At 70.1% G+C, this 22,122-nt stretch carries 17 protein-coding genes; 4 read left to right on the top strand and 13 right to left on the bottom strand.

Going from position 1 to position 22,122, the window contains the following annotated elements; all coding sequences use genetic code 11:
* Positions 1-60: 60 nt before the first annotated feature.
* From ACZ48Z_RS39690 to eccB, 8 genes are all read right to left on the bottom strand, one after another.
* Positions 61-1,350, bottom strand: coding sequence for a S8 family serine peptidase (locus ACZ48Z_RS39690; protein WP_468740833.1), 1,290 nt, complete (start codon positions 1,348-1,350; stop codon positions 61-63).
* A gap of 314 nt (positions 1,351-1,664) precedes the next feature.
* A complete protein-coding gene (gene mycP / locus ACZ48Z_RS39695; RefSeq protein WP_468740779.1) occupies positions 1,665-2,999 on the bottom strand; it encodes a type VII secretion-associated serine protease mycosin in 1,335 nt (444 codons plus the stop codon).
* Between the two features lie 86 nt (positions 3,000-3,085).
* Positions 3,086-4,513, bottom strand: a complete 1,428-nt coding sequence (locus ACZ48Z_RS39700) for a hypothetical protein (RefSeq protein WP_468740780.1) — start codon at positions 4,511-4,513, stop codon at positions 3,086-3,088.
* A 39-nt stretch (positions 4,514-4,552) separates the two neighbouring features.
* On the bottom strand, positions 4,553-4,867 hold the full coding sequence (locus tag ACZ48Z_RS39705; RefSeq protein WP_468740781.1) for a WXG100 family type VII secretion target: 315 nt from the start codon (positions 4,865-4,867) through the stop codon (positions 4,553-4,555).
* 5 nt (positions 4,868-4,872) lie between these two features.
* Positions 4,873-6,120, bottom strand: a complete 1,248-nt coding sequence (gene mycP, locus ACZ48Z_RS39710) for a type VII secretion-associated serine protease mycosin (protein ID WP_468740782.1) — start codon at positions 6,118-6,120, stop codon at positions 4,873-4,875.
* 211 nt (positions 6,121-6,331) lie between these two features.
* Entirely contained in the window at positions 6,332-6,625 is a 294-nt protein-coding gene (locus tag ACZ48Z_RS39715) for a WXG100 family type VII secretion target (protein WP_266558894.1), read from the bottom strand.
* Positions 6,626-6,692: 67 nt separating this feature from the next.
* A complete protein-coding gene (locus tag ACZ48Z_RS39720) occupies positions 6,693-7,013 on the bottom strand; it encodes a WXG100 family type VII secretion target (RefSeq protein WP_031049986.1) in 321 nt (106 codons plus the stop codon).
* A gap of 402 nt (positions 7,014-7,415) precedes the next feature.
* Positions 7,416-8,987 (bottom strand): type VII secretion protein EccB, encoded by a 1,572-nt coding sequence (gene eccB, locus ACZ48Z_RS39725; RefSeq protein WP_468740783.1) that lies wholly within the window; start codon positions 8,985-8,987, stop codon positions 7,416-7,418.
* Positions 8,988-9,183: 196 nt separating this feature from the next.
* Here eccB and eccE point away from each other — a divergent pair, with 196 nt between their 5' ends.
* From eccE to ACZ48Z_RS39745, 4 genes are all read left to right on the top strand, one after another.
* Positions 9,184-10,515 (top strand): type VII secretion protein EccE, encoded by a 1,332-nt coding sequence (gene eccE / locus ACZ48Z_RS39730; RefSeq protein ID WP_468740784.1) that lies wholly within the window; start codon positions 9,184-9,186, stop codon positions 10,513-10,515.
* Positions 10,515-11,342 (top strand): hypothetical protein, encoded by an 828-nt coding sequence (locus ACZ48Z_RS39735; protein WP_468740785.1) that lies wholly within the window; start codon positions 10,515-10,517, stop codon positions 11,340-11,342. Before eccE ends, ACZ48Z_RS39735 begins: the two co-directional genes overlap by 1 nt.
* Positions 11,343-11,490: 148 nt before the next feature.
* Entirely contained in the window at positions 11,491-11,808 is a 318-nt protein-coding gene (locus tag ACZ48Z_RS39740; protein ID WP_468740834.1) for a DUF397 domain-containing protein, read from the top strand.
* A 302-nt stretch (positions 11,809-12,110) separates the two neighbouring features.
* Positions 12,111-15,065 carry an SCO5717 family growth-regulating ATPase gene (locus ACZ48Z_RS39745; RefSeq protein WP_468740786.1) on the top strand — a complete coding sequence of 985 codons (2,955 nt, stop codon included), beginning with the start codon at positions 12,111-12,113 and terminating at the stop codon, positions 15,063-15,065.
* A 72-nt stretch (positions 15,066-15,137) separates the two neighbouring features.
* Here the strand turns inward: ACZ48Z_RS39745 and ACZ48Z_RS39750 are convergent, their stop codons facing one another.
* The 5 genes from ACZ48Z_RS39750 to ACZ48Z_RS39770 all read right to left on the bottom strand — a co-directional run bounded on the left by ACZ48Z_RS39750 (position 15,138) and on the right by ACZ48Z_RS39770 (position 22,088).
* Positions 15,138-16,091 carry a bifunctional riboflavin kinase/FAD synthetase gene (locus ACZ48Z_RS39750; protein ID WP_468740787.1) on the bottom strand — a complete coding sequence of 318 codons (954 nt, stop codon included), beginning with the start codon at positions 16,089-16,091 and terminating at the stop codon, positions 15,138-15,140.
* Between the two features lie 125 nt (positions 16,092-16,216).
* Positions 16,217-19,960, bottom strand: coding sequence for a trypsin-like peptidase domain-containing protein (locus ACZ48Z_RS39755; protein ID WP_468740788.1), 3,744 nt, complete (start codon positions 19,958-19,960; stop codon positions 16,217-16,219).
* 443 nt (positions 19,961-20,403) lie between these two features.
* Entirely contained in the window at positions 20,404-21,309 is a 906-nt protein-coding gene (gene truB, locus ACZ48Z_RS39760) for a tRNA pseudouridine(55) synthase TruB (protein WP_468740789.1), read from the bottom strand.
* Positions 21,306-21,758: a 30S ribosome-binding factor RbfA gene (gene rbfA, locus ACZ48Z_RS39765; RefSeq protein ID WP_468740790.1), complete on the bottom strand. Its 453-nt coding sequence runs from the start codon at positions 21,756-21,758 to the stop codon at positions 21,306-21,308. The genes truB and rbfA overlap by 4 nt, the downstream gene beginning before the upstream one ends.
* A gap of 36 nt (positions 21,759-21,794) precedes the next feature.
* Positions 21,795-22,088 carry a DUF503 domain-containing protein gene (locus ACZ48Z_RS39770; RefSeq protein WP_468740791.1) on the bottom strand — a complete coding sequence of 98 codons (294 nt, stop codon included), beginning with the start codon at positions 22,086-22,088 and terminating at the stop codon, positions 21,795-21,797.
* Positions 22,089-22,122: the final 34 nt, after the last annotated feature.

Here is a 22,122-nt window from a genome sequence, read left to right on the forward strand (position 1 = left end):
CGCGGTAGTCGTCCGCGAGCTCCACCGCCGGGGTCACCAACTGCCGAACCAAATCTGCAGTTACTGCTGCGGCGGCCACTGGCCGTGAGGCGGGGTTGACTGCTGCTGATACGGGTTTTGCTGCGGCGCCACTTGCTGCTGATACGGGTTCTGGTGCGGCGGAGCAGGCTGCTGGCCGTACTGCGGGTAGCCGGGTGGGCCACCGGACCTATCGTTGCTGCTCTTTTTGCGGCGAGACCGCTTCACGATCAGGAGGACGATGAGGCCGATCAGCACCAGAGCGACAACGCCGAGAACGACGAGGAAGAGCATCTGCTTCTGGTCTGCCTTCTCTTTTTCTGCGACGGAGCCAGCATCGGAGGCACTAACGCTGGGAGCAGCGGAGGAGTCCTCAGCTCCTGAAACCCGCAGCGGCCCATACTTCGAGCCTGCCGGAATGTCCTCCGTCAACGCTGCAAGCGGGTTGACGATGCCGTAGCCATACCTCTCATCGGGTAGAGAGATACTCTTGGCCGACTGGGGCAACGTTGCCGTCTTAACGAGCCGATTTGCGATCTGCCCGGGGGTCAAGTTGGGGAACTTTGCCTTGACCAAGGCAGCCGCTGCAGATGTTAGCGCTGCCGATGCAGACGTCCCTGTGCCGATGCGCAGTTTATTACCTGGCCATCCTGCGCTGACAATACCCACAGCAGGCGCAGTCAATAGAACTTGAGGACCGTAGTTAGACTTTTTCCAAATAATGCCGGTCTTGTCTACGCCGCCGACAGTAAGGACACCCGGATACTCTCCTGGAAACTGGATCGCGTCGGCTTTTCCTTCATTTCCCGAAGCTGTCACGATAAGGACATTATGCTCAAGTGCATAAGTCACTGCTTCTCGGTCTTCAGAAAAATCCTGACTGGAGCTAACGGACATGCTCACGATATATGCTCCATGATCCACGGCATAGCGAATCTCATCCGCGAACCCAGGACCACTCCATCTAATAGGCAGAATTTTGGCTTCTGGCGCCAGTCCCATTACGCCGTCAGCAGCCCCCACCCCATGGCCGTGTCCGGCAATCAGAGAGGCCATTTCTGTGCCATGATTAGAGTTCAGGCCACCATCTTCCTTCGGAGAAGCGTCATCGTCGCCATCTACAAAGTCTTTTCCCTGGAGTACGCTTCCCCTAAGGTCCTGGTGCTCGGCGTTGACGCCGGTGTCAATTACAGCAACGGTGACGCCCCTGCCCTTCGAGTCCTTCCATACAGAATCGGCCTGAAGCGCATCCAGTACCCATTGGTCACGTCTGGTCTGGTCAGCCGAAGCAGCAGGAGCCGCGGCAAGGACAAGCACGCCAGTGAGCGCCATGGTGCCCAAGGCGTGCACCGTTCGCTTAAAGGCCATTCCGTATCCCCTACCCCGTTGCTGAAAGTGGGCGTGGCTCAGAAGCCACGCCCATGCATCCTGTCACGTGCCGGTGAGCCCCGATTGCAGGCGACTTCTCAATGACTCGAGGAGCCGCGTTCGTCTGCGGGGTCCAGGTCTCCTCGTCCTCGACCAGGTAATCGGCCAGTGACAGGAGAGCGCAAGCGGTCCAAAACAACAATGTGGGTGCAAGGACGATCGGTCGTCCTTGCACCCACGACCTGCCTACAGAGATCCGCGTCGAACAGAACCTGCGGCTACTGCTGCGGCGGCCACTGGCCGTGAGGCGGGGTGGACTGCTGCTGATACGGGTTTTGCTGCGGCGCCACTTGCTGCTGATACGGGTTCTGGTGCGGTGGGGCGGGTTGCTGGCCGTACTGCGGGTACCCGGTCGGGCCTGGTCCACCGTTCTTGTTCTTGTTACGCCTGGCCAGCTTCACAATCAGAAGAACGATGAGGCCAATCACGATCAGGGCTACAACACCGAGGACGACAAAGAAGATCGTCTGCTTCTGGTCGGCCTTTTCTTGTGCTGCAGAGCCCTCAGTGCCAGACGAGCCGTCAGTTGCGGCAGCAGACGGGCTTTCAGATCCTGCCTCGGGGGCCTTGAGCGGTCCGTACTTCGAGCCTGCGGGGATGTTATCCGTCAGCGCGGCGAGCGGGCGGATGGTGCCGTAGCCGTACTTCTCGTCGGGGAGGGAGATTCCCTTGGCGGAATCTGGCAGGACCGCCGTCTTTACGAGGCGGTTAGCAATCTGGCCAGCCGAGAGGTCGGGAAACTTCGACCGGAGCAAAGCTGCGGCGGCAGCTACGAACGCAGTAGCATCAGAGGTGCCGTCGCCGATACGCAGTTTATCACCGGGCCATGATGCACTCACAATGCGCGTCGCAGGCGCAGTCAGTAGAACTTCCGGACCGTAGTTTGATCCGTTCCAGAAGTTCCCGTCTTTTCCCACTCCTGCCACTGCGAGCACACCCGGATACTTTGCAGGGTATTCAATTTTGGGATCTTTGTCTTGGTTCCCGGCACCAGCAACGATCAACACGTCGCGCTTCAGGGCGTATGCCACTGCTTCACGATCAGCGGGGTCATCCTTGCCTGTGAAACCAGAGATGTTGATTACTGATGCCCCCTGGTCGACGGCATAGCGGATCTCATCAGCAAAACTGAGATCGGTGTCGAGGTTATCTCGAATGGGGAGGATCTTAGCTTCGGGCGCCAGCCCCATCACGCCGTCGGCCGCATCTGAACCATGACCGTGACCCGCAATGATCGAAGCCATTCCCGTGCCGTGGGTCGGGTCGTCATCTGTCGCTGAAGGAGATGCATCTTCGTCACCGTCAACGAAATCTTTACCGTGGAGAACATTACCTTTGAGGTCGACATGTTGAGAATTCACGCCGGTGTCAATTACTGCAACAGTGACACCCTTGCCCTCCGAAATTTTCCAGACGGAATCGGCCTGTAGCGTCTCCAGCGCCCACTGGTCACGTCTGGTCTGGTCGGCAGAAGCACTAGGAGCCGCCGCCAGGATGAGCGCGCCTGTCATTGCACTGGCGGCTACAGCACGCACCATTCGCGTGAGGGCCATTCCGTCTTCCTCTCCCATACCCGACGTGGGCGTGCCCCGAAGGCCACGCCCACGCATCCTGTCACGCGCCGGTGAGCACTGAACAACTACTCAATGACACGAGGCGCTGCGTCGGTCGGCGGAGCCCAGGTCTCTTCGTCCTCGACCAAATAGTCGGGACGCTCGCCCTCGCGCTGCTCGTCTTCCTTACGGCGACCAGTACGCGAACCCGGAGCACCTGCAACGCCGCCCTTGCGGACAGCGCTGGCTCCCTTGCCTGCGGCGCCACGGCTGCTGTGCAGGCCCGAGCCACCGGCGGTGCCCCTGCCCGCGCTGCCACCCGCACCAGCACCAGCACCCGACCTGGGCGTGCCACCGACTACGCCGCCACGCGCCGTGCCCCCGACGCGACCGGCAGCACCCCTGGCAGCACCTGCGCCACCATTACCTCCTGCGCCGGCGCGACCCGCGATACCCGCAGCGCCACCAGCACGACCGGCCATACCGCCGCGAGCAGCACCGGCTGCAGCTGCTCCGCCAACGGCGCCTCCGACGAAGCCGCCACCTACGCCACCACCACCGAGGCCACCACCGCCAGCCGATGCGCCACCGACGGTGCTGGCACCGCCGATCGTGGACGGTGCGGTGCGTCCGCCAGAGACGCCGTCAATCGCCGTGCCGACCTGAGGCTCCGAGACGATCGGTTGGTGTGCGCCCCCCGTGATGCCAGAGGGGGGAGTTACCACCTTGGACGTGCTGATCGTGCTGGTCTGACCACTGCGAGCAGTGCTCGTCGTAGCCCGCTGCGGACTTCGCGTCGCAGTCTCTGTCGGGACAACCACGGGAGCGGGAGCCACGCCGCCGGGGTCACCGGGATAATCCTCGTGATCGTCGACCCTGCCCTTGGGCTGCCACGACCCCATCTCCGCAGCCCGGCTGTTATACGCCGCCCCCAACGCCTCCATCTTCACAGCCATCCGCAGCTGCGCCTCGCGGCCCTCCGACAGGCTGCCCGCGTTGCCGTCGAGGGCTGACTGGGAGCTGGCGCCGCTCTTGAGGGCGTTGTTCGCGCCCGTGTCGTCGCGGTCGCCCAGGTTGCCGACGTAGTCGAGGGCGCTGGAGACCTTGCTCGGCTTCTCCATCGCCAGGACCTGCGGCTTGATGTCGTCGAGGACCGCGGCGGCGCCCTTGAGGGACGTCGAGGTGTGGGTGGCGTACTTGGAGCTGTCGATGAGCTTCTTGCTGATCACCTGCGCCCGTGCCCTGAACAGGTCCGCGCTCTGGCCCTCCCAGTGAGCGAGGACGTGTTCGACGGCGGCGTCGAGGCTCTCCTTGATCCCGCCGGGCCCGACCAGGTCCTTGCTCAGAGCGTCCCAGGCCGTTGCGACCCTGTTCACCGTCCCCGGGTCGGCGTCACGGACCATGTCCTTCATCTGGTCCATGTCGTAGCCGAGCCCGAACGGCGTGGTGTGCTTCGCCGAAATGCACTGGTTCGTCTCGACGTACTCGAAGTCGTCGATGCCCTTGTCGCCCATGTCTACAGCCCCCTCATATCCACGTAGCAGGACATCCCGTTACTTCCTGTTGAACGCCGCATAGTTCTCCGCCTCAGCGTCGCTGAACGCGTCATGCGTCCTCTTCGTCTTCTTGCCGAAGTCGTCCAGCACGTCTTCCAGGTGCGCGACGATCTCGTAGAGACGTTCCTTCATCGATTCGTGCGCGTCGTACAGCGCCTTGGCCTCACCGAAGCCCGTACCCAACGCGCCCTGCGGCAGGTACGTGTTGCCCATGCAGCTCGACTTGGACGTCGTCATGTTCTTGATGACGCCGTTGAGCTTGGTGATCGTGCCCTCGATCTCACTCAGATCGACCTTGTACTGCTCAGCCATGATGCTCAGCTCCCCGTTGACTCCACGTTGTTACCCACACCCTGCTTGCGTCGCCAGTCACTCAGAACCCGTCCGCCCCCGAACAACAGAAGCACGAGGGCGAATCCGGCCGCCAGTACGTACAGCGCGTACCGTTCCGTGCGTTGTTGCTGGGACTCGCCCAGGACCAGCGTCGCCGCCTGGACGTCCGCGGAGTGGCCCGCGGGGCCGGCCGAGTCCGGCTTCGGGCCGGCGGCCGAGGGTTCCGTCGTGTCGTCGTTGACCGCGGACGCCGGGTCGATGACGCCCCAGCCCACGAAGTCGTCCCGGCCCGACGTCGTCCGGTCCGCCGTCTGCTCGATCTGGGTGATGACCTGCTTGTAGTTCCACTCCGGGTGCTTGGCGCGGATCAGGGCCGCGACACCCGAGACGTACGGGGCGGCGAAACTCGTGCCCTGGTCGACACAGTTGCCACCCACCGGGACCGTCGAGACCATGTCGATGCCCGGTGCCGCCACGCCGACGAAGGGGCCCGACTGCGAGAAGGGGGCCCGCGCGTTGTTGCGGTCGGAGGCCGCCACGGCCAGCACGCCCGGGTACGCCGCCGGGTACGTCTTCTTGACCTTGCCGTCGGCGCCGTCGTTACCGGCCGCCGCGACGATCAGGACGTCCTTCCCCTGGGCGTACTTGATGGTCTCCCGGAAGGCGGTGTCGACCGTCGGGTCCATCTTGGACGCGGTGTCCTGCGAGATGTTGATGATGCTCGCACCGTGGTCGGCCGCCCACCTGATCGCCTTCATCATCGTGCCGACGTTGCCGCTGCCCTTGTCGTCGTTCTGCCGGATCGGGATGATCGTCGCTTCCGGAGCGAGGCCGATGAAACCCGTGCCGTCGAGCTTCCGGGCGGCGATGATCCCCGCCACCTTGGTGCCGTGGCCCACCTCGGAGTCGTTCTTGCCGTTGCCGCCCTTGTGCAGGAAGTCGGTTCCGTTGGCGACCGCGCCGCCCTTGAGCTGGGCGTTGACCGTGTCCACGCCGGTGTCGATGACGGCGACCTTGACGCCCTTGCCCCTGGTGTCCTGCCACAGCTGGTCGAGGACCACACGCTGCAGCGACCAGGGCGTTCCCTTGATGATGTCGGAAGGGAACGAGCAGCTGGTGTCGTCGATCTGGAACCGGACGTCGCCGTCGTCGGCCAGGACGGTCCGTACCTGCTCCGCGGCGCCGGCCTGTACGGCGCTCGCGAAGGGCAGCCCACAGGCGAGGACCGCCATCGCGGCGGTTCCTGCGGCGCTCCGACGCGCGGCGCGCGATGCCCCGGATCCCACTGTCTTACGTCCTCCCGTTTTTGTTCCTGCACGAGACGCACGGAACGGCGACCAGCGGACGTCACGATCCGCTGTGCGCCGGAGAAACCGCACGTCCCGTCAACCGCCGATGGGGGCGAGCGCGCTGTCGCGCACCCGCCCCCATCAAGCGATCACGTCAGCCGCCCCAGATCTGGGCGTTCTTCGACTCGGTCGCCTGGTAGTTCTGGGCGGCGCTGTCGAGGGCCTTGGCAATGGCCTCCAGCGTCTGCTGCATGGAGGCGGCTCGCTGGTCCCACTCGGCCTGCTTGGCGCGGTAGGACTCCTGGGCCTGGCCTTCCCAGCTGGCGGAGATCCGCTTGACGCCGCTCTCCAGCTCGTCCAGCTGCGTGCGGACCTTGCCCGCGGTGCTGCGGACGTCCTGCGCGGCCTGGGAGATCGTGGCGAAATTTACAAGAATCTGCCCGGACATCTCTTCTGTGTCTCCTCAGATGTGTGGATGGTCTGTCACGGACGTGCGCCGCGGCGCACAGGTCCGATCATCCAAAGGGGGACGAAGCCGCGATGTTCTGGATGGACGCACGCTGCTCCTCTTCCGAAGCCGCGTAGGACTTGGTGCTCTGGTCGATCGCTTCCTTGATGTCGTTCAAGATCTGGTTGATCTTGTTGGCATCCTGGTTCACCTGCGACTGCAGGTTGTTGTACGCGGTGGCCGCCGAGCCCTTCCAGCCGCCCGTGATCGTGTCGATCACGGTCTGCAGGCGGGAGATTTCGCCCTGGATCGAGGAGTTGACCGAGGAGATCTTGCCGCTGAACGCGACCATCTCCTCCTCGGTCATGGTGAACTGCTGTCCAGCCATGTTGTGTCCCCCATGAGACGTAGGAGTTCTGAGTAGACCCTCACTCGGAACGCCGACACCGAATGGTGGCAGACGTATCCAGTCCGGTCTGCTTCCACTCTAGACGCATCGACTGACAGAGCGAACATCAGTTGGGGTATGTAGCAAGATCGCGATCAACTCAACTCACCTTTTTCACAAGTGTGTTGGTTGAGTACGAAAGCGTTTCGGGTACAACTGGCCGCCCGGACCGCGTCAGAAGAACGGTCCGGGTTCGGAAATCAGCGGGCCTACGGCCCACGGAACCTTGTGGTGCCTGCGGCTCTATGGCCTACGGAACCTTGCGGTGCCTACGACCTACGGGATCTCGTGGGCTACGACCTACGGATCGCGTGGGCCTGGGACCCTCACGATCCACCGGGCCTACGACCCCTGCGCCTGCTCCGCGTTCCCGCTGCTGAGCTCCGGCCCCGCCGCCAGCAGATCGGCCCACGCCGCCGGCACCGCGACCGGCTTGATCTTGCCGTAACCGAGCCTGACCTGAGCGGTGTTGGTCTGCTGCTGGGTGTTGCTGTCGGTCTTCTCTCCGCCGGTGACCTGACTGTCGTTCGTCGCTGGGACCGAGTAGCGCAGCCCGGTGTCGGTCACGAGGAAGGTGCTGCCGCCACCGGCGTCGGCGCCGGTGAGCCGCTTGAAGAGCAGGCCGCTGCCGGGCGAGACGTAGGTGCTCGAACCGCTCTGGGAGACGTCCTTCGGGTAGTCCGGGCCGGTCCAGACGGTCATCTGGTCCTTGCCGGTCCGCGGGTCGTCCTTACCGCCGTGCCAGATGCTGCACGAGACCTTGTTCCCGCCCTTCTCCTGCGTGTTGGCCACGATCACCGGCTCCGCGGGCCAGTTCTTCGCCGACATCCACTCGCCGGGCGACGGCCGGACGTCGTTGAACCTGACCTGCACCGCTGCCGGCTTCTGGGAGCCGTACGCGCCGTCCACCCAGGTACTGCGCAGCCACATCTGCGCCGTGAAGTTTGACACGGCCTGGACCTTGTCCTTCAGCACGATGTACTGCTGCTTCTTGCCGCCGATGGAACCATCGGCCTCCAGGATCAGGCCCACCCTGGAGTAGTTGGGGTCAAGGCCCTCGACGTGCGCCACCGATCCCACGTCCCCACCCAGGTCGGGGAAGTCCAGGTCGCCCGCGAGGTGCAGCGTCTTGATGAAGTCCGCGCTGACCTTCTGCGGCGTCGCGGCACCGAACACCGCGCGCTCCAGGGTCTGCATCGACTCCTCCCCCTGGAGCCTCCAGCCCACACCGCCCAGCAGGTAGGCCTGCCCGTCCCCGGTGACCATGTACCGCGGACCGCTGGTGTCGCCGGATGCGGCGGGGCCCTCGACGTACAGGGCCTGCCGCTGGTTCAGCTCCTTCTTTCCCTTGTGCATCAGGTCGTTGTAGTCGCCCTGGTCCAGCACGTACGTGGCCCGCACCGGCTGCCCGTCCGAACCCGGCGCCTCACACAGCGCCCAGACCTTGGCCTTCTCGGCGTCGGAAGCCGAGGGCAGCCGGTCCGGCGCGAAGGGAATTCCCACCGTCGCGCCCATCGGGTACTTGCTGTTGTCGAGCACCGACTCCTTGACCTTCAGGACCTGCGGGCTCTCGCCGTTCAGCAGCAGCTTGGCGGACGCCAGGTTGAGGACCGGGTGCAGGCTGGGCTTGTCCTCACCCTTGGTCTTCACCAGCACATAGCGCGTCGTCGACTCGCTGCCGACCAGGATGTTCTTGCCCTGGTCGTCCCAGCCTTTCGGCGCGGTCGGACTGAGCATTCCCCACGCCCCGAATCCGATGAGCACCAGCGCCGCCACACCGAGACTCGGCAGGACCGTCTTCAGGGGGCGCGGAGCGGCCTCTTCCGAACCGTGCGGAGACGGCTGAAGAAACGCCGCCACCGTGCGCCTGCGCGCGAAGGAGTAAGCGTTCAGCTCATCCCTACGTGTCGCCATCGATGGGTCAACTCCCCGTTATTTTCGCTTTGCTGCCGAATGCGGAACTCCCCAGGGCCGCCCGGTACTCCGTGGCGTTTGCTCCTGCAGGGGCCTCTACTATGCCGTGTGACGATCGCACCGTACGGTACGGGGTACGGTGATCCGCCGCCAGCTCGAGTCGCGGCCAGACAATGCAAAGGGGTTGTACCGGGGGATGAGCACTGCGACCAGGTCCCGGCGCCGTAATGGCGGCCGTCGTACCCAGGAGAACGAGGGGCCGGGGCAGGTGCCGGAACCGGCACAGCCGTCCACGCCCCCGAGTCCGGCCTCGCCGTCGCTCGCCCGGCGCCCCGGCAGCATCGGGCCCATCCGGGTCCAGCAGCTGGTCGGCTTCGAACTGGCCGCCGCGGTCCTGCTGATCGGCTGGCTGCTGCGCCCCATCGGTCTCACCGTCGGCATCGTGCTGGCCGTACCTCTGGTCCTGGCCGGACTGCTGCGCCGGCGCGGCCGCCCGCTGCCCGACTGGTTCAGCACCGCCCGTGCCCTGAGGGACCGCCGCAAGCGCAACGCCGAGCCGGTGCCCCCCGGCACCGACCCCGGCTTCGCCCCCGCCGTCGAGTGCGACCCGGCACTGCGCACCTACAGCTTCCAGGACCGCGAGCAGCGCGAGATCGGCATGCTCGGCGACGGCACCTTCCTCACCGCGCTGGTTCAGGTGCAGGCCGCCGACACCCCGCTGCGTCCGACCCACGGCCACGGCGACATCCCCCTCGACCTGCTCCAGGGTCTGCTCGAAGTCGACGACATCCGGCTCGCCTCCGTCCAGGTCGTCCAGCACACCCAGCCCGCCCCCGCCCCGCATCTGCCTCCGCAGGCCATGGCGGTCCGCTCCTACGGGCCGCTGCAGGCGCAGAGCATGACGCCCGGGCTGCGCATCACCTGGGTCGCGCTCAAGTTCGACCCGGAGCTGTGCCCCGAGGCCGTGGAAGCGCGCGGCGGGGGTATGCAGGGGGCCCGGCGGGCGCTGCTGCGCGTCGCCGACCAGCTGGCCAGCCGCCTCATGGGAGCCGGCATGCAGGCCAAGGTGCTGAGCGAGTCGGACATCTGCGGCGCCATTGCCACCTCCAGCTGTGTCAACCCGATGGCCACCACCGGCGGTGCCGCGCTCGACGGGAGCCGCTCGGGCCGCCGTACGGCCGAGACCACCCGTACCTGGCGCTGCGACGACCGGCTGCACACCACGTACTGGATCTCCAAGTGGCCGCAGTTCGGCGGCGCCGGTCCTGCCTTCCCCCGGCTGGTCGGCGCGCTGACCTCCGCGCCCACGCTCGCCAGCACCTTCTCGCTCACCATCAGCAGGCGGCGCGGCAAGGTCCTGGCGCTGTCCGGACATGTGCGCCTGACGGGCCGCGGTGAGAACGAACTGGGCGAGGCCGCCCAGCACTTGGAGCGGGCCGCGTCCGCGTTCAAGGTCGGTCTCGTACGGCTCGACCGTGAGCAGTTGCCCGGAGTCCTGGCCACCCTGCCGCTGGGAGGTACCCGCTGATGTCCGCTCCCACCATGCGTCCCTCCGGCCGTTCCGGCTTCGGATCGGCCACCCCGGGCTTCCCCGGACAGCGTGCCGGGCACCTGCCCCGTTCGCCGGAGCCCGCCCGGATCGGTCCCGAGCGGCGGCTGCGGGAGGCCTTCGGTCTGCTCGGCCCCCGGCGTGACCGCCACCTCGTCGACGCCGACGTGCTGGCGCAGCTGACCCTGCCCGTCGGCGACGACGGCCTGATCCTCGGTATAGACCCCGACAACCAGCCCGCGGTGCTGGGCCTGTGCCGCCCCACCCGTCTGGACATGGTGCTGGTCGGCGGTACCTGGCTGGCCCAGGTGATCGCCCTGCGGGCGGCGGCGATCGGCGCGCGCGTGGCCGTGGAGACGGCCCGTCCGCAGCTGTGGGCTCCGATGGCGCAGGCGGCGGGCGGCGGCCAACAGGCCGTGACGGTGCACCAGGTGGGGCGGATCGCCCCGCAGGGCCCGTCCCCGGCCAGCCCGGTGCTGATCATCCGCGACCTCGGCATCCGTCCGCCGCGCAGCCGTCTCACCACGGCGCCCTGGCAGTCGGTGCTGACCCTGCTCCCCTACCTCGGCCCCACCGCGCCCCGGCTGCTGGCCAACGCGGACGTCGTCGGGATCCAGCGGATCTCCCCGCAGGAGTCCGAAGTGGTCGGCAAGTCCATGCGGTTGCCCCACGGCGACGCCGCGTCCCTGTCGTCCCTCTCCGACAACGTCGCCCTGTGGTGCACGCAGAAGAGCCGGCAGTACGTGATGACCCAGCCGACCGACGCGGAGACCGGTCTTCTCGGGGCGCCCCGCCGGATGGACTGACCCGGCGGCGGGCGGGTGAACGCCGTCATGGTCAAGGTGCCGATCCCTCACGCGAGTTCGTAACGGAACCGTTGCGCCGTGTGAGGGTGCCGAGGCCAAGTAGGGTTCTCCTGCACGAGGTTCGCTCATGAGAAAGGGCCCGCTGACCATGACCGACGCGGACGACATCGCCGCAAAGACACCGGACCCGGACGTGAAGGCGCGAAAAGAGCGGGAACGGGACGAGCTGTACGGCCTGGACATCTCGGGTGTCGAGTGGCACAGCGCCCCCGGCACCGAGGAGCACGAGGAGCGCGTCGAGATCGCCTACCTCCCGGAGGGAGCGGTGGCCATGCGGTCCTCCCTGGACCCGGACACCGTGCTGCGGTACACGGAGGCGGAGTGGCGGGCCTTCGTACTCGGCGCCCGTGACGGCGAGTTCGACCTGGAGCCCGCACCGCACAACGGCGGGCTCACCGCGGAGTAGGCACGGCGGCCCGGCCCTGGCCGGGCCGTGGTCGACCGCACCGGGCCACAGAAGACAGACCAACCGCCACAAGGGCGACATCGAGGCGGGCGACGGTCCGGTGCGTGCGAGCGCACAGTGGACGGGCCTGCCCCGCCGGGCCCTGTGGCGTTTACGCTTGATGCGGGTGCGACGTAAGAACCCACGGGTGGGTTGTTCGCGTCCAGGGGACTCAGACGGATCGGACAACAGGACGGTCGCCCCCGGCCCGGCACATGAGTGCCCACACGGCATGAGGGTGCTCGACCACACCAGGAGGAATTGTGCAGAGCGATCGGGACGGGCTGCGCGCGGGCTGGACCACGCCCAGCGACGACCAGTCCGACGCGGAGTCCGCCGTCGAGATCACGGGCGAGTTCACCATCGACTACGCCGCACCTGCCTGGTACACGCAGAGCGCGGCACCCGAAGCCGACCCGGCGCCTCCCGCGCCCGCCCCTGCCCCCACCGCGCCTGCACCCCACCCCGGTTACCCCGATACGTCCGGTTCCGCACCGTCGCCGGTCGGCGTGCCGACCCCTGGCCCGGCCCCCGTCCCCGGCCCGCGGTTCGACCCGTCCGCGGGTGCGCCCGGCATGACGCCGCCGCCTCCGCCGCCGCCGTGGACGGGCAACCCCGGCACGGCCCCGCAGCCGCCCGCGCCCCCGAACCCCCAGGGCGGTTACGGCTATCCGCAGCCCCCTGCTCCCCCGAACCCGCAGAGCGGTTACGGCTACCCGCAAGCGCCCACCCCTCCGGCGCCCCCTGCACCCCCTGCGGCCCCGGTGGCTCCCACGGTCCCGGTGGCGCCCGCGCCTCCCATCGCCCCGGCAGCTCCGGCGCCGCCCGTGGCACCCGCACCGCCCGTGGCCCCCGCGCCCCCGGTGCAGCCCGCGCCTCCCGCAGCCCCCGGCCCGCCCTCCTCGGACATCGGTGCGGCTTCCGCCGGCGGTGACGCGGAGAGCCGTAGCGGCGCACCGTCCGCCCCCGTTGCGACGCCGAGCGTCCCCCAGCCCCCCGCCGCCCCGTCGGCGGAGGCACCCCTCGCGCCCTCCGCACCCACCGCCCCCGAGCCGTCTCCCCCCGCCGAAGCCCCGCAGGCGTCCCCGGAGCCGGAGGCGGCCTCGGATGCACCGGCCGCCGCGGCCCCGAGCGAGACGGCTGGGGCAACCGGCTCCGACGACGAGTCCGGAGCCGCCGCCCAGAACGCGGACGCCCCGCAGGCCGCGGCCCCCGAGGCCGCGGCACCGGAAGCCCAGGAACCCCCCGCTCCCGAGACCGCCGTCCCGGGAGGCGAGACCGCCACCGAGCCGCAGGCTGCCGCGCAGCCCGCCGTCCCGGAGCAGCCCCCGGCCGCGCAGAGCCCCGTACCGGAGCAGCCCGAGGCGCAGCAGGACGGCTGGCGGCCGCCGCCGGCTCCGCAGGGTGCCGTCCCGCCGCTGCCGCCCCAGTTCGCGTCGACGGCGTCCGGCGCGGTGCCGCCGTCTGCCCCCGAGTGGACGACAGGCGGGCAGCCGCAGCCGCCCGCCGCACAGCCCGGCGCCCCGCTGCCGCCCACCCAGCCCCAGGCACCGCAGCCCGCGCCCGGAGGCTGGCCGGCCACCCCGCCGCAGCCCGGGAACCCGGCGGCGCAGGGCGGTTACGGCTACCCGCAGCCGCCCGCGCCTCCGAACCCTCAGAGCGGCTACGGCTTCCCGCAGCCGCCCGCCCCTCATCAGCCCGGCCAGGACGGTTACGGCTACCCGCAGCCGCCGGTGCCCCCGAACCCGCACAGTGGCTATGGCTTCCCGCAGCCGCCCGTTCCCCAGCCGGACCAGAGCGGCTACGGCTACCCCCAGCAGCAGGCCCCGGTACAGCCCGGCCACCCCGGTCAGCCCGTGCCGCCGCCCCCTGCCCAGCCGCAGCCGCAGCCGGGACAGCAGCAGTTCCCGGGGCAGCCGCCGCAGGCGGCCCACCCCAACCCCAACCCGTACGGGGGCGCTCCCGGCCAGCCCGGCGTGGATCCCCGCACCGGGGCCGCGTGGCCGGCGGCCGTTCAGCACGACCAGCGGCAGCAGGTCGCCGGCGCGGGTGCGCCGCTCGGCTACAACGCCGCCGTCGAGCTGACCTCGGACCGGCTGGTCAACAGCAAGAAGCAGAAGGCCAAGAGCAGCCGTCCCGTTCCGGGCGGGTCGAAGTTCAAGATCGGTGGCAAGAAGGAGGAGCAGGAGAGGCAGCGCAAGCTCGACCTCATCCGCACTCCGGTGCTGTCCTGCTACCGGATCGCGGTGATCAGCCTCAAGGGCGGCGTGGGCAAGACGACCACGACCACCGCCCTCGGCTCGACCCTCGCCACCGAGCGCCAGGACAAGATCCTCGCCATCGACGCCAACCCGGACGCCGGCACGCTCGGCCGCCGGGTGCGGCGCGAGACCGGCGCCACCATCCGTGACCTGGTCCAGGCGATCCCGTACCTCAACTCGTACATGGACATCCGGCGGTTCACCTCGCAGGCGCCCTCCGGCCTGGAGATCATCGCCAACGACGTCGACCCGGCCGTGTCCACGACGTTCAACGACGAGGACTACCGGCGCGCGATCGACGTGCTGGGCCGTCAGTACCCGATCATCCTCACCGACTCGGGCACGGGTCTGCTCTACAGCGCCATGCGCGGGGTGCTCGACCTCGCCGACCAGCTGATCATCATCTCGACGCCGTCGGTGGACGGGGCGAGCAGCGCCAGCACGACGCTCGACTGGCTGTCGGCGCACGGCTACGCGTCGCTGGTCTCACGGTCCATCACCGTGATCTCCGGTGTGCGCGAGACCGGCAAGACGATCAAGGTCGAGGACATCGTCACGCACTTCGAGCAACGCTGCCGCGGCGTGATCGTCGTACCGTTCGACGAGCACCTGGCAGCCGGTGCCGAGGTCGACCTCGACATGATGCGGCCGAAGGTCCGTGAGGCGTACTTCGAGCTGGCCACCATGGTCGCCGAGGACTTCGTGCGTGCCCAGCAGGAGCAGGGGCTGTGGACGGGGCAGGGCGGCATCCAGCCGCCGACCATGGCTCCCCCGATGCCGGGCCAACAGGCCCCCGCGGGACAGCCGCAGCAGCCCCAGCCGCCGTTCCAGGGCTACCCGGGCGCCCAGCCCGGCCAGCCCTGGCAGACCCCTCAGCCTGGTCAGCCCGGCCAGCCGCACCCCGGGTTCCCCCAGCCGCCGTACGACCCGAACGCGGGGCAGCCGCCGCAGCACTAGCCGGAAACGGCAGCGGACATGAGTGGGGGCCGGCACCTTGAAGGTGTCGGCCCCCACTCATGTGCGCGCGCTTCAGGCCCGGGCGGCGTCCCCGATCAGCTCACGGCAGCGCTGCACATCGACGGCCATCGCCTTCAGCAGCGCGTCCAGCGACTCGAACTTCTGCTGCCCTCGCACATAGGCGAGGAAGTCCACCGCCACGTGCAGCCCGTACAGGTCGAGCCCGATCCGGTCGATCGCGTACGCCTCCACGGTGCGCTCGGTGCCGTCGAACTGCGGGTTGGTGCCGACGGAGATCGCCGCCGGCATCGCCTCGCCCTGCGTGTGCAGCCAGCCGGCGTAGACACCGTCGGCCGGGATGGCGGTGTGGGGCAGGGTCTCGACGTTGGCCGTGGGGAAGCCCAACTCCCGCCCCCGCTGGGCACCTCGAACGACCACGCCCTCCACCCGGTGCGGGCGGCCCAGGATCTCCCCGGCGCCCTCCACGTCGCCCTCGGCGACCAGGCGCCGGGTCAGCGTGGAGGAGAAGGGCTCGCCGCCGCCCGCCGTGCCGGACACGTACAGGTCGACGACCTCGACCTCGAAGTCGTACGTCTTGCCCTGCTCGACGAGGAAGTCGACATTGCCCGCGGCCTTGTGGCCGAAACGGAAGTTGGGGCCCTCGACGACCGCCTTGGCGTGCAGCTTGTCGACCAGGACCTTGACGACGAAGTCGGCCGGCGAGAGCTTCGAGAACTCCGTGGTGAAGGGCAGGATCAGGATCGCGTCCACACCCAGGCCGGCCATCAGCTCGGCGCGGCGGTGGTGCGGGGCCAGCAGCGGGGGGTGGCTGCCGGGGCGGACGACCTCGCTGGGGTGCGGGTCGAAGGTGACGACGACGGAGGGGACGCCCAGCTCGCGGGCGCGGTCCACGGCATGCCGGATGATCAGCTGGTGCCCGCGGTGAACGCCGTCGTAGGACCCGATGGTGACGACGCTGCGCCCCCAGCCCTCGGGGATGTCCTCCAAGCCACGCCAGCGCTGCACTGTGACCGCTCCTCGTCGAACCCGTGTCCGGTATTGACTCTCACGACTTATGCAGGTCTAAGGGTGCCATGCCGCGTGCCCGTGGCTCGCATCGGCATGGGGGCTGTGACCCGACGCACGCAATCTCAGGCGGGCACCCGTACGCCCGCCAGGTTCTCGATCATCCGCCGGGTACTGGGCCCGACGACCGACGCCCACTCCTGCGGATTCTCGGTGAGCCAGCCTGCGACCAGCGCGGCGAACCCGGGTACGTGCCGGCCGAGGTCGACGAGACCGCGGTCGAAGCGGCTCGCCCCGTCCGGGGTGCGGACGAGCAGGAGGCCGATGCGGTGGACGAGATCGCGGATGCCGGCGTCCACGCGGGCGGCCGCCGCGGGCAGCAGGGCTACCAGGACCGCGGGCTCCTGTTCGTGGTCGAGGAGCCGTTCGAGGAGTTCCTGGCGCAGCGGCAGGGAGACGGGGGCGCCGGGTCCCGCGAGGACGGCCGCCAGCGCGGCCCGTACCCCTTCCGGGCCGCCGTCGAGGAGGCCGGTGACCAGGGGCAGGAGGACGGCCCGGACGGCGGGGCCCTGGTCGAGGCGCCGGTCGACGTACGCGGCCACGTCCCCGGCCGTCTCCGGGCGCTGCTGGACCGCCTCCCGCACCAGCGCGGCCACCCGGCGTGCCAGTGCGGGCGTGGTGACGTCCGCGAGCGTGCGCAGTGCCTCCCCGGCACCCGGCCTGCGCAGCCGCTCCCGGAACGCGTCCAGGACCGGGTCGGGGTCGGTGGCGAGCGCGGGGACCAGCGCGCTCGGCGGGAACTGCGGGTCGGCGGCCGCGAAGTGCCCTAGCGCCTGCGGGAGATGACGGGCACGCGTGCGTGGGTCGCGGACGAGCAGGGCGAGCGCGCCGCCGTGCAGGGTGCAGTCGTCGGGGCGGGCGAGCAGGGTGAGGGCGGCGTAGCGCAAGAGCTCGCGGTCGGCCTCGGTGCGTACGTGCGCGGCGGCCCGCAGTCCGTACGCCACCGCCGCCACCCTTCTCGCGGGCCGCTCGTCGTGCGCCCACCGGTCCACGGCCCGGCACACCGCCGACGGTTCGTCCTCGGCCAGCACGGCGAGCAGTTCGTCGGCCCGCCGGTGCGCACAGCCGACGAGTACCTCGGTGAGGTCGTCCAGGGCTCGGGTCCGATGCGTGTGCAGCAGCGCCTGCGCGGCCTTGGCCACAGTCGCGTGCGGGGTCGCGGGCAGCGGCCGCTCGTCGTCGAACCAGCGAGTGAGATACGGCTGTACGGCGGCGGGGTCGGCGGCGAGCAGCTCCGCGACGGCGTCCAGGAACCGGGGACCGGCCTCGTGCGGAGGCCCGTCGGCGAGGACGAGACGGCGGAGCAGGTCGAAGCGGGCGCCCTGCGGGAGCGGAAGGGCCGTCCAGAAGGCGGGGCCGAACGCGGGCGGTACCGGCTCTCCTTGGCGGCGCCTGGCCACGAGACGGTCGGTGAGCTGCCGCAGGACATCGCTGTACGGCGTCGCGTCGGGCACGCGCAGCAGGGTCTCGGTGAGGAGACGGGACGCCCACCAGGACTGCGGATCGACATCGAGGGCGTGGACCAACTCCTGCAGCCGGTACGCCAGTCGGGGTGCGCCGTGCTGGCGCGCGACGAGGAGCAGGGCCTGGACGACGGGGCCGATGCGGTGGCGCGGGACGGGCAGGGGGTGTTCCCGGCCGGTGCGGCGGCGGTGGACGAGGGCACGCAGGGCCTCGTCCAGGTCCAGGTGCGTGCCCTGGATCCAGTCGGCGAGTTCCTCGTGGGCGAAGCGGTAGCCGGTGCCGGCGGGGACGAGGAGGCCCTCGGTGAGGACGGCGGTGGCCCAGCCGCAGCCGCCGAGCCGTACGGGGGCCGGGCCCCAGGGGAACACGGCCTCGAACGACTCGCGGTCCAGTTCGCCCTGGCCGGGGCCGAGGCTGCGGCGGGCGGCCTCGTGGACCTGCCCGGAGACCTTGGCGGCGAGGCGGCGGACCGCGGTGCCGCGCAGGCCGCTCGGGGTGGCCAGCCGTACCGCGATGCGCAGGCACATCAGGTCGAGGTACGCCGAGAAGACCTCGTCGCGGTCCACGGGGGTGTGCGGGACGTCCGGGAGGGCCGCGCGGACCTCGGAGAGGAGGCGGAGTGCGAGGGGGTGCCGGGCGTCGGGGCCGGTCAGGGCGCCGTCGGGGACGCCGTAGCGGGCCCTGGCCCGGCGGGCCTCGTCGTCGGTGAGGTCGGCGAGGCGGACGCAGGGCGGGAGGAACCGGTCCGCGCTGCCGTGCAGCAGGTCCTCCGGGAAGGCCGTCCCCGCCGCCTCCCAGTACTCCTCCCGGCACGCCACCACCAGGCGTGCTCCCGTCTCGCGCAGCCACGTCACCGTGCCCTCGGTCCACTCGGCCAGGCGGTGGGCCAGGACCGGTGGCATCTCCTCGGGGCTGTCGAGGAGGAGGATCAGGGGGCGGTCGGCGGCCCGGGACAGCCGCGCCAGGCGCTCGGGGGTGATGTCGCCGAGGTCCGCGGGCACGGTGTCCGCGGAGCTCGCCACGATGCGGGCGGCCCTGGTGAGCGCGCGGCGGGCCGCGTCGGCCACCGAGGTGTCGGTGTCCGCCAGGTCGGCGCCGCGCAGCCAGAGGGTGGGGGCCGGGACGGGGCCGCGGTGGCGGCGGGCGGCGAGGGCCGCGAGTTCGGTCGTACGGCCACTGCCGGGCGGGCCGACGAGTCCGAGGACGGTGGCCGGTCCCTCGGTGAAGGCGGTGAACTCCCTTGTCGGCGCGGCCCGTTCGACCGGCTCTGTCGTGCTTCCGCGCCCCACGTAACCCGCCAGCGTGCCCGGCGGGCCGTCCTGGCCCACCGAGGTGGCCGTCAGTTCCAGCACGCCGGCCAGGTTGAGGGCGGCGCCGTACGCGGGGACCGTCGCCGCGTTCTCCGCGAGCAGGTCGGCGAGGGGGCCGGGGCGGGCGGGGCGGAGCGGGACCGCGTAACCGCTGTCGCGGTGGCCGCTCTGCAGCGCGGTGCCGAGGACGGCGACGACCGCGCCGGTCCCGGCGTCGAGCACCGGTCCCCCGGCGGCCCCGCCGCCCAGGCGCAGGGCGTCCCGGCCCGCGGTGCCGATCGCCAGTTCCAGGGCGTCTTCGAGGAGGTGGAAGCGGTCGGTGGCCGTGTAGGTCACGGGGGTCGGGCCGAGGACCCGGGCCTCGCGCCAGCACCCGGCGGGGAGGCGGACGTAGGCGCCGGTCTCGGGGGTGTCGTGCGCGGAGACCGGGAGCGGGTCCACGCCGAGTCCCTCGGTCCGCACGAGCGCCAGGTCCAGCTCGGGCAGCTGGGTCACCGCGTCGGCGGTCACCACACAGGTGCGGTCGCCGGAGGCGCGCAGCACCAGTCGGGGCAGCCCGTCGACGGCCTCGTGACTGGTGACGACGGTGCCGTGGTGATCGGCCACGAATCCGGTGCCCCGGGCCCGCCCGGCCAGATCGTGGATGTGTACGAGGTCCTCGTCGCGACCGGGCCCGGAGACCTGTTCCTGAAGCCCGCCGCTGCGGCCGCGCGCGTGCCGGGGAGGGTCGCCGCGCCGAGTGGACCTGGATCTTTCGCACCCGCTGCGACCGGCCTGGCCGGTGTCGTCGGCCTCCCGGTCCCCCCACCGGACCCGCCGGGTCCCCTGTGCCGCCTCGCGGTCATCGTGCCCTGCGGAGCCTGTCCCCGGGTCGCCCGGCCGAACGCTCTCGCGTGCCTCGGGGCCCGGCGGTGCCGTGGTCGGGGCCGTCTCCCGTTCGGCCCCGCCCCGCTGTGCCGGGCTCTGTGCGCCGACGTCGGAGGCGACAGGCGCCGCCGCGCCGACGGAGTCACCCCGCGGGCCCCGAGCCGCCATGGTCGAACCTCCCCGCCGTACGCACGTTCCTGCTTTCGACGGTAGGCGCGTGGTGATCAGCGGGACAGATCGCGTGGTGAACGCGCCCCCTTCCGCTCCCCCGGTTCACTCCGAGCGCCCGTCCGCGCGGGTGAATGGATGGGGACGGGCGGATACACCCTAGGGGTGGGGGAACCGAGGGGGACCGTGGAGCGGCGGCGCAACCCCGTGATCGCCGCTCCACGGGCAGACGCCCTCGGCACTGCCCCCGCACCGGTCCGGCGGGACGGGCGCGGCACACCCTCCGCGCAGGGAGTGCCCAGCAGGGCCGGCGCTCAGTGCCGACTCCCGCCCCGCCCTGCAACCGTCCGCTCCCCGTAACCGCAGCCGGACCCGGCATCGCGGGGCCCGGCACGCCGACTCCCGCCGGCCTGCTCCGCCGGACGGCGGACGGCGGACGACCCTTATCCGAAGACGGCCAGACTCTTCGCCTTGCCCTTGTGTTCCTCGACCAGCGCGAGGAAGCGGCCCTCGGCGTCGAACACGGCCACCGTGCCGGCGCCCGCGTACGCGTCGGGCATGTCGAGCCGTACGCCGTTGCCGAGCAGCTTGGCCCGCCGGGCGTCGACGTCCCAGCGGGGGAACGCGGCCGTGGCGGCGTCGGCGATCGGCATCACCGTCAGCTCCTGCTGGAGCTGGTCGAGGGTCTTCGCCGAGTCCAGCTTGTACGGGCCCACGCGGGTGCGGCGCAGGGCGGTGAGGTGGCCGCCCACGCCCACGTCGGCGCCCAGGTCGCGGGCGAGCGCCCGGATGTAGGTGCCGGAGGAGCAGACCACGGAGACCACCAGGTCGAGAACCGCGGTGCCGTCCTCGGCGACCGCGTCCCGGATGTCGTGGACCGCGAAGGACGAGACGGTGACGGGACGGGCGGGGATCTCGAACTCCTCGCCGTCACGGGCCCGCTTGTAGGAGCGCACTCCGTCGATCTTGATGGCGCTGACCTTGGACGGCACCTGCATGATGGCGCCGCTCAGCTTGGCGATCCCCGCGTCGACGGCGTCCCGGGTGACCTTCGAGGCGTCTGCCGACCCCGTGATCTCGCCCTCCGCGTCGTCGGTCAGGGTGGTCTGGCCGAGCCGGATCGTGCCCACGTACTCCTTCTCGGTCAGCGCGAGGTGCCCGAGGAGCTTGGTCGCCTTCTCCACGCCGAGGACGAGGACGCCCGTCGCCATGGGGTCGAGGGTGCCCGCGTGTCCGACGCGGCGGGTCCTGGCGATCCCGCGCATCTTGGCGACCACGTCGTGCGAAGTGAAGCCCGACGGCTTGTCGACGATGACAAGGCCGTCGGGCGGCGGAGTCTTCACGTTCATTCGGCGGCGTCGTCCGTCTCGTCCTCGTCGTCCGGCTTCCGGTACGGGTCGGCCTCACCGGCGTAGGCGGCGCCCGCCGAGACCTCGCGGACCTTCTCGTCGGACTGGCGTGCCTTGTCGAGGAGGTCCTCGATGGTCTTGGCGGTGTCGGGCAGCGCGTCGGCCATGAACGTCAGCGTCGGCGTGAACTTCACGCCCGCCGCCGCACCGACCGCGCTGCGGAGCACGCCCTTGGCGCTCTCCAGGCCGGCGGCCGCGGCGGCCCGCTCCTCGTCGTCCCCGTACACGGTGTAGAAGACGGTCGCCTCCCGCAGGTCACCTGTGACCCGGGTGTCCGTGATGGTGACGTGTGAGCCGAGCCGCGGGTCCTTGATCCCGCGCAGCAGCTTCTGGGCCACCACCTCTCGGATGAGGTCCGCCAGCCTCTTGGCGCGCGCGTTGTCGGCCACTGGTCCGTCTCCTTAGTAACTGTCTTGCTGCTTGCTTCAGTCTTCGTCGCTGTGGAGCCTGCGTCGAACCGAGAGCAGTTCCACCTCGGGCCGCGCGGCGACCAGCCGCTCGCAGCGGTCCAGTACGTCGGTGAGGTGTCCCGTGTCCCCGGAGACCACCGCGAGCCCGATCTCGGCCCTGCGGTGGAGGTTCTGGTCGCCCGTCTCCGCCACGCTCACCGCGTACTTGCGGTGGAGCTCGGCCACGATCGGACGGACGATTGAGCGTTTCTCCTTCAGTGAGTGAACGTCACCGAGGAGCAGGTCGAAGGACAGAGTCCCCACATACATGTGTGTCCGGATGTCCCGCCGGTTCGGGGTACGG

The sequence above is a fragment of the Streptomyces sp. NPDC031225 genome, from assembly GCF_055570355.1.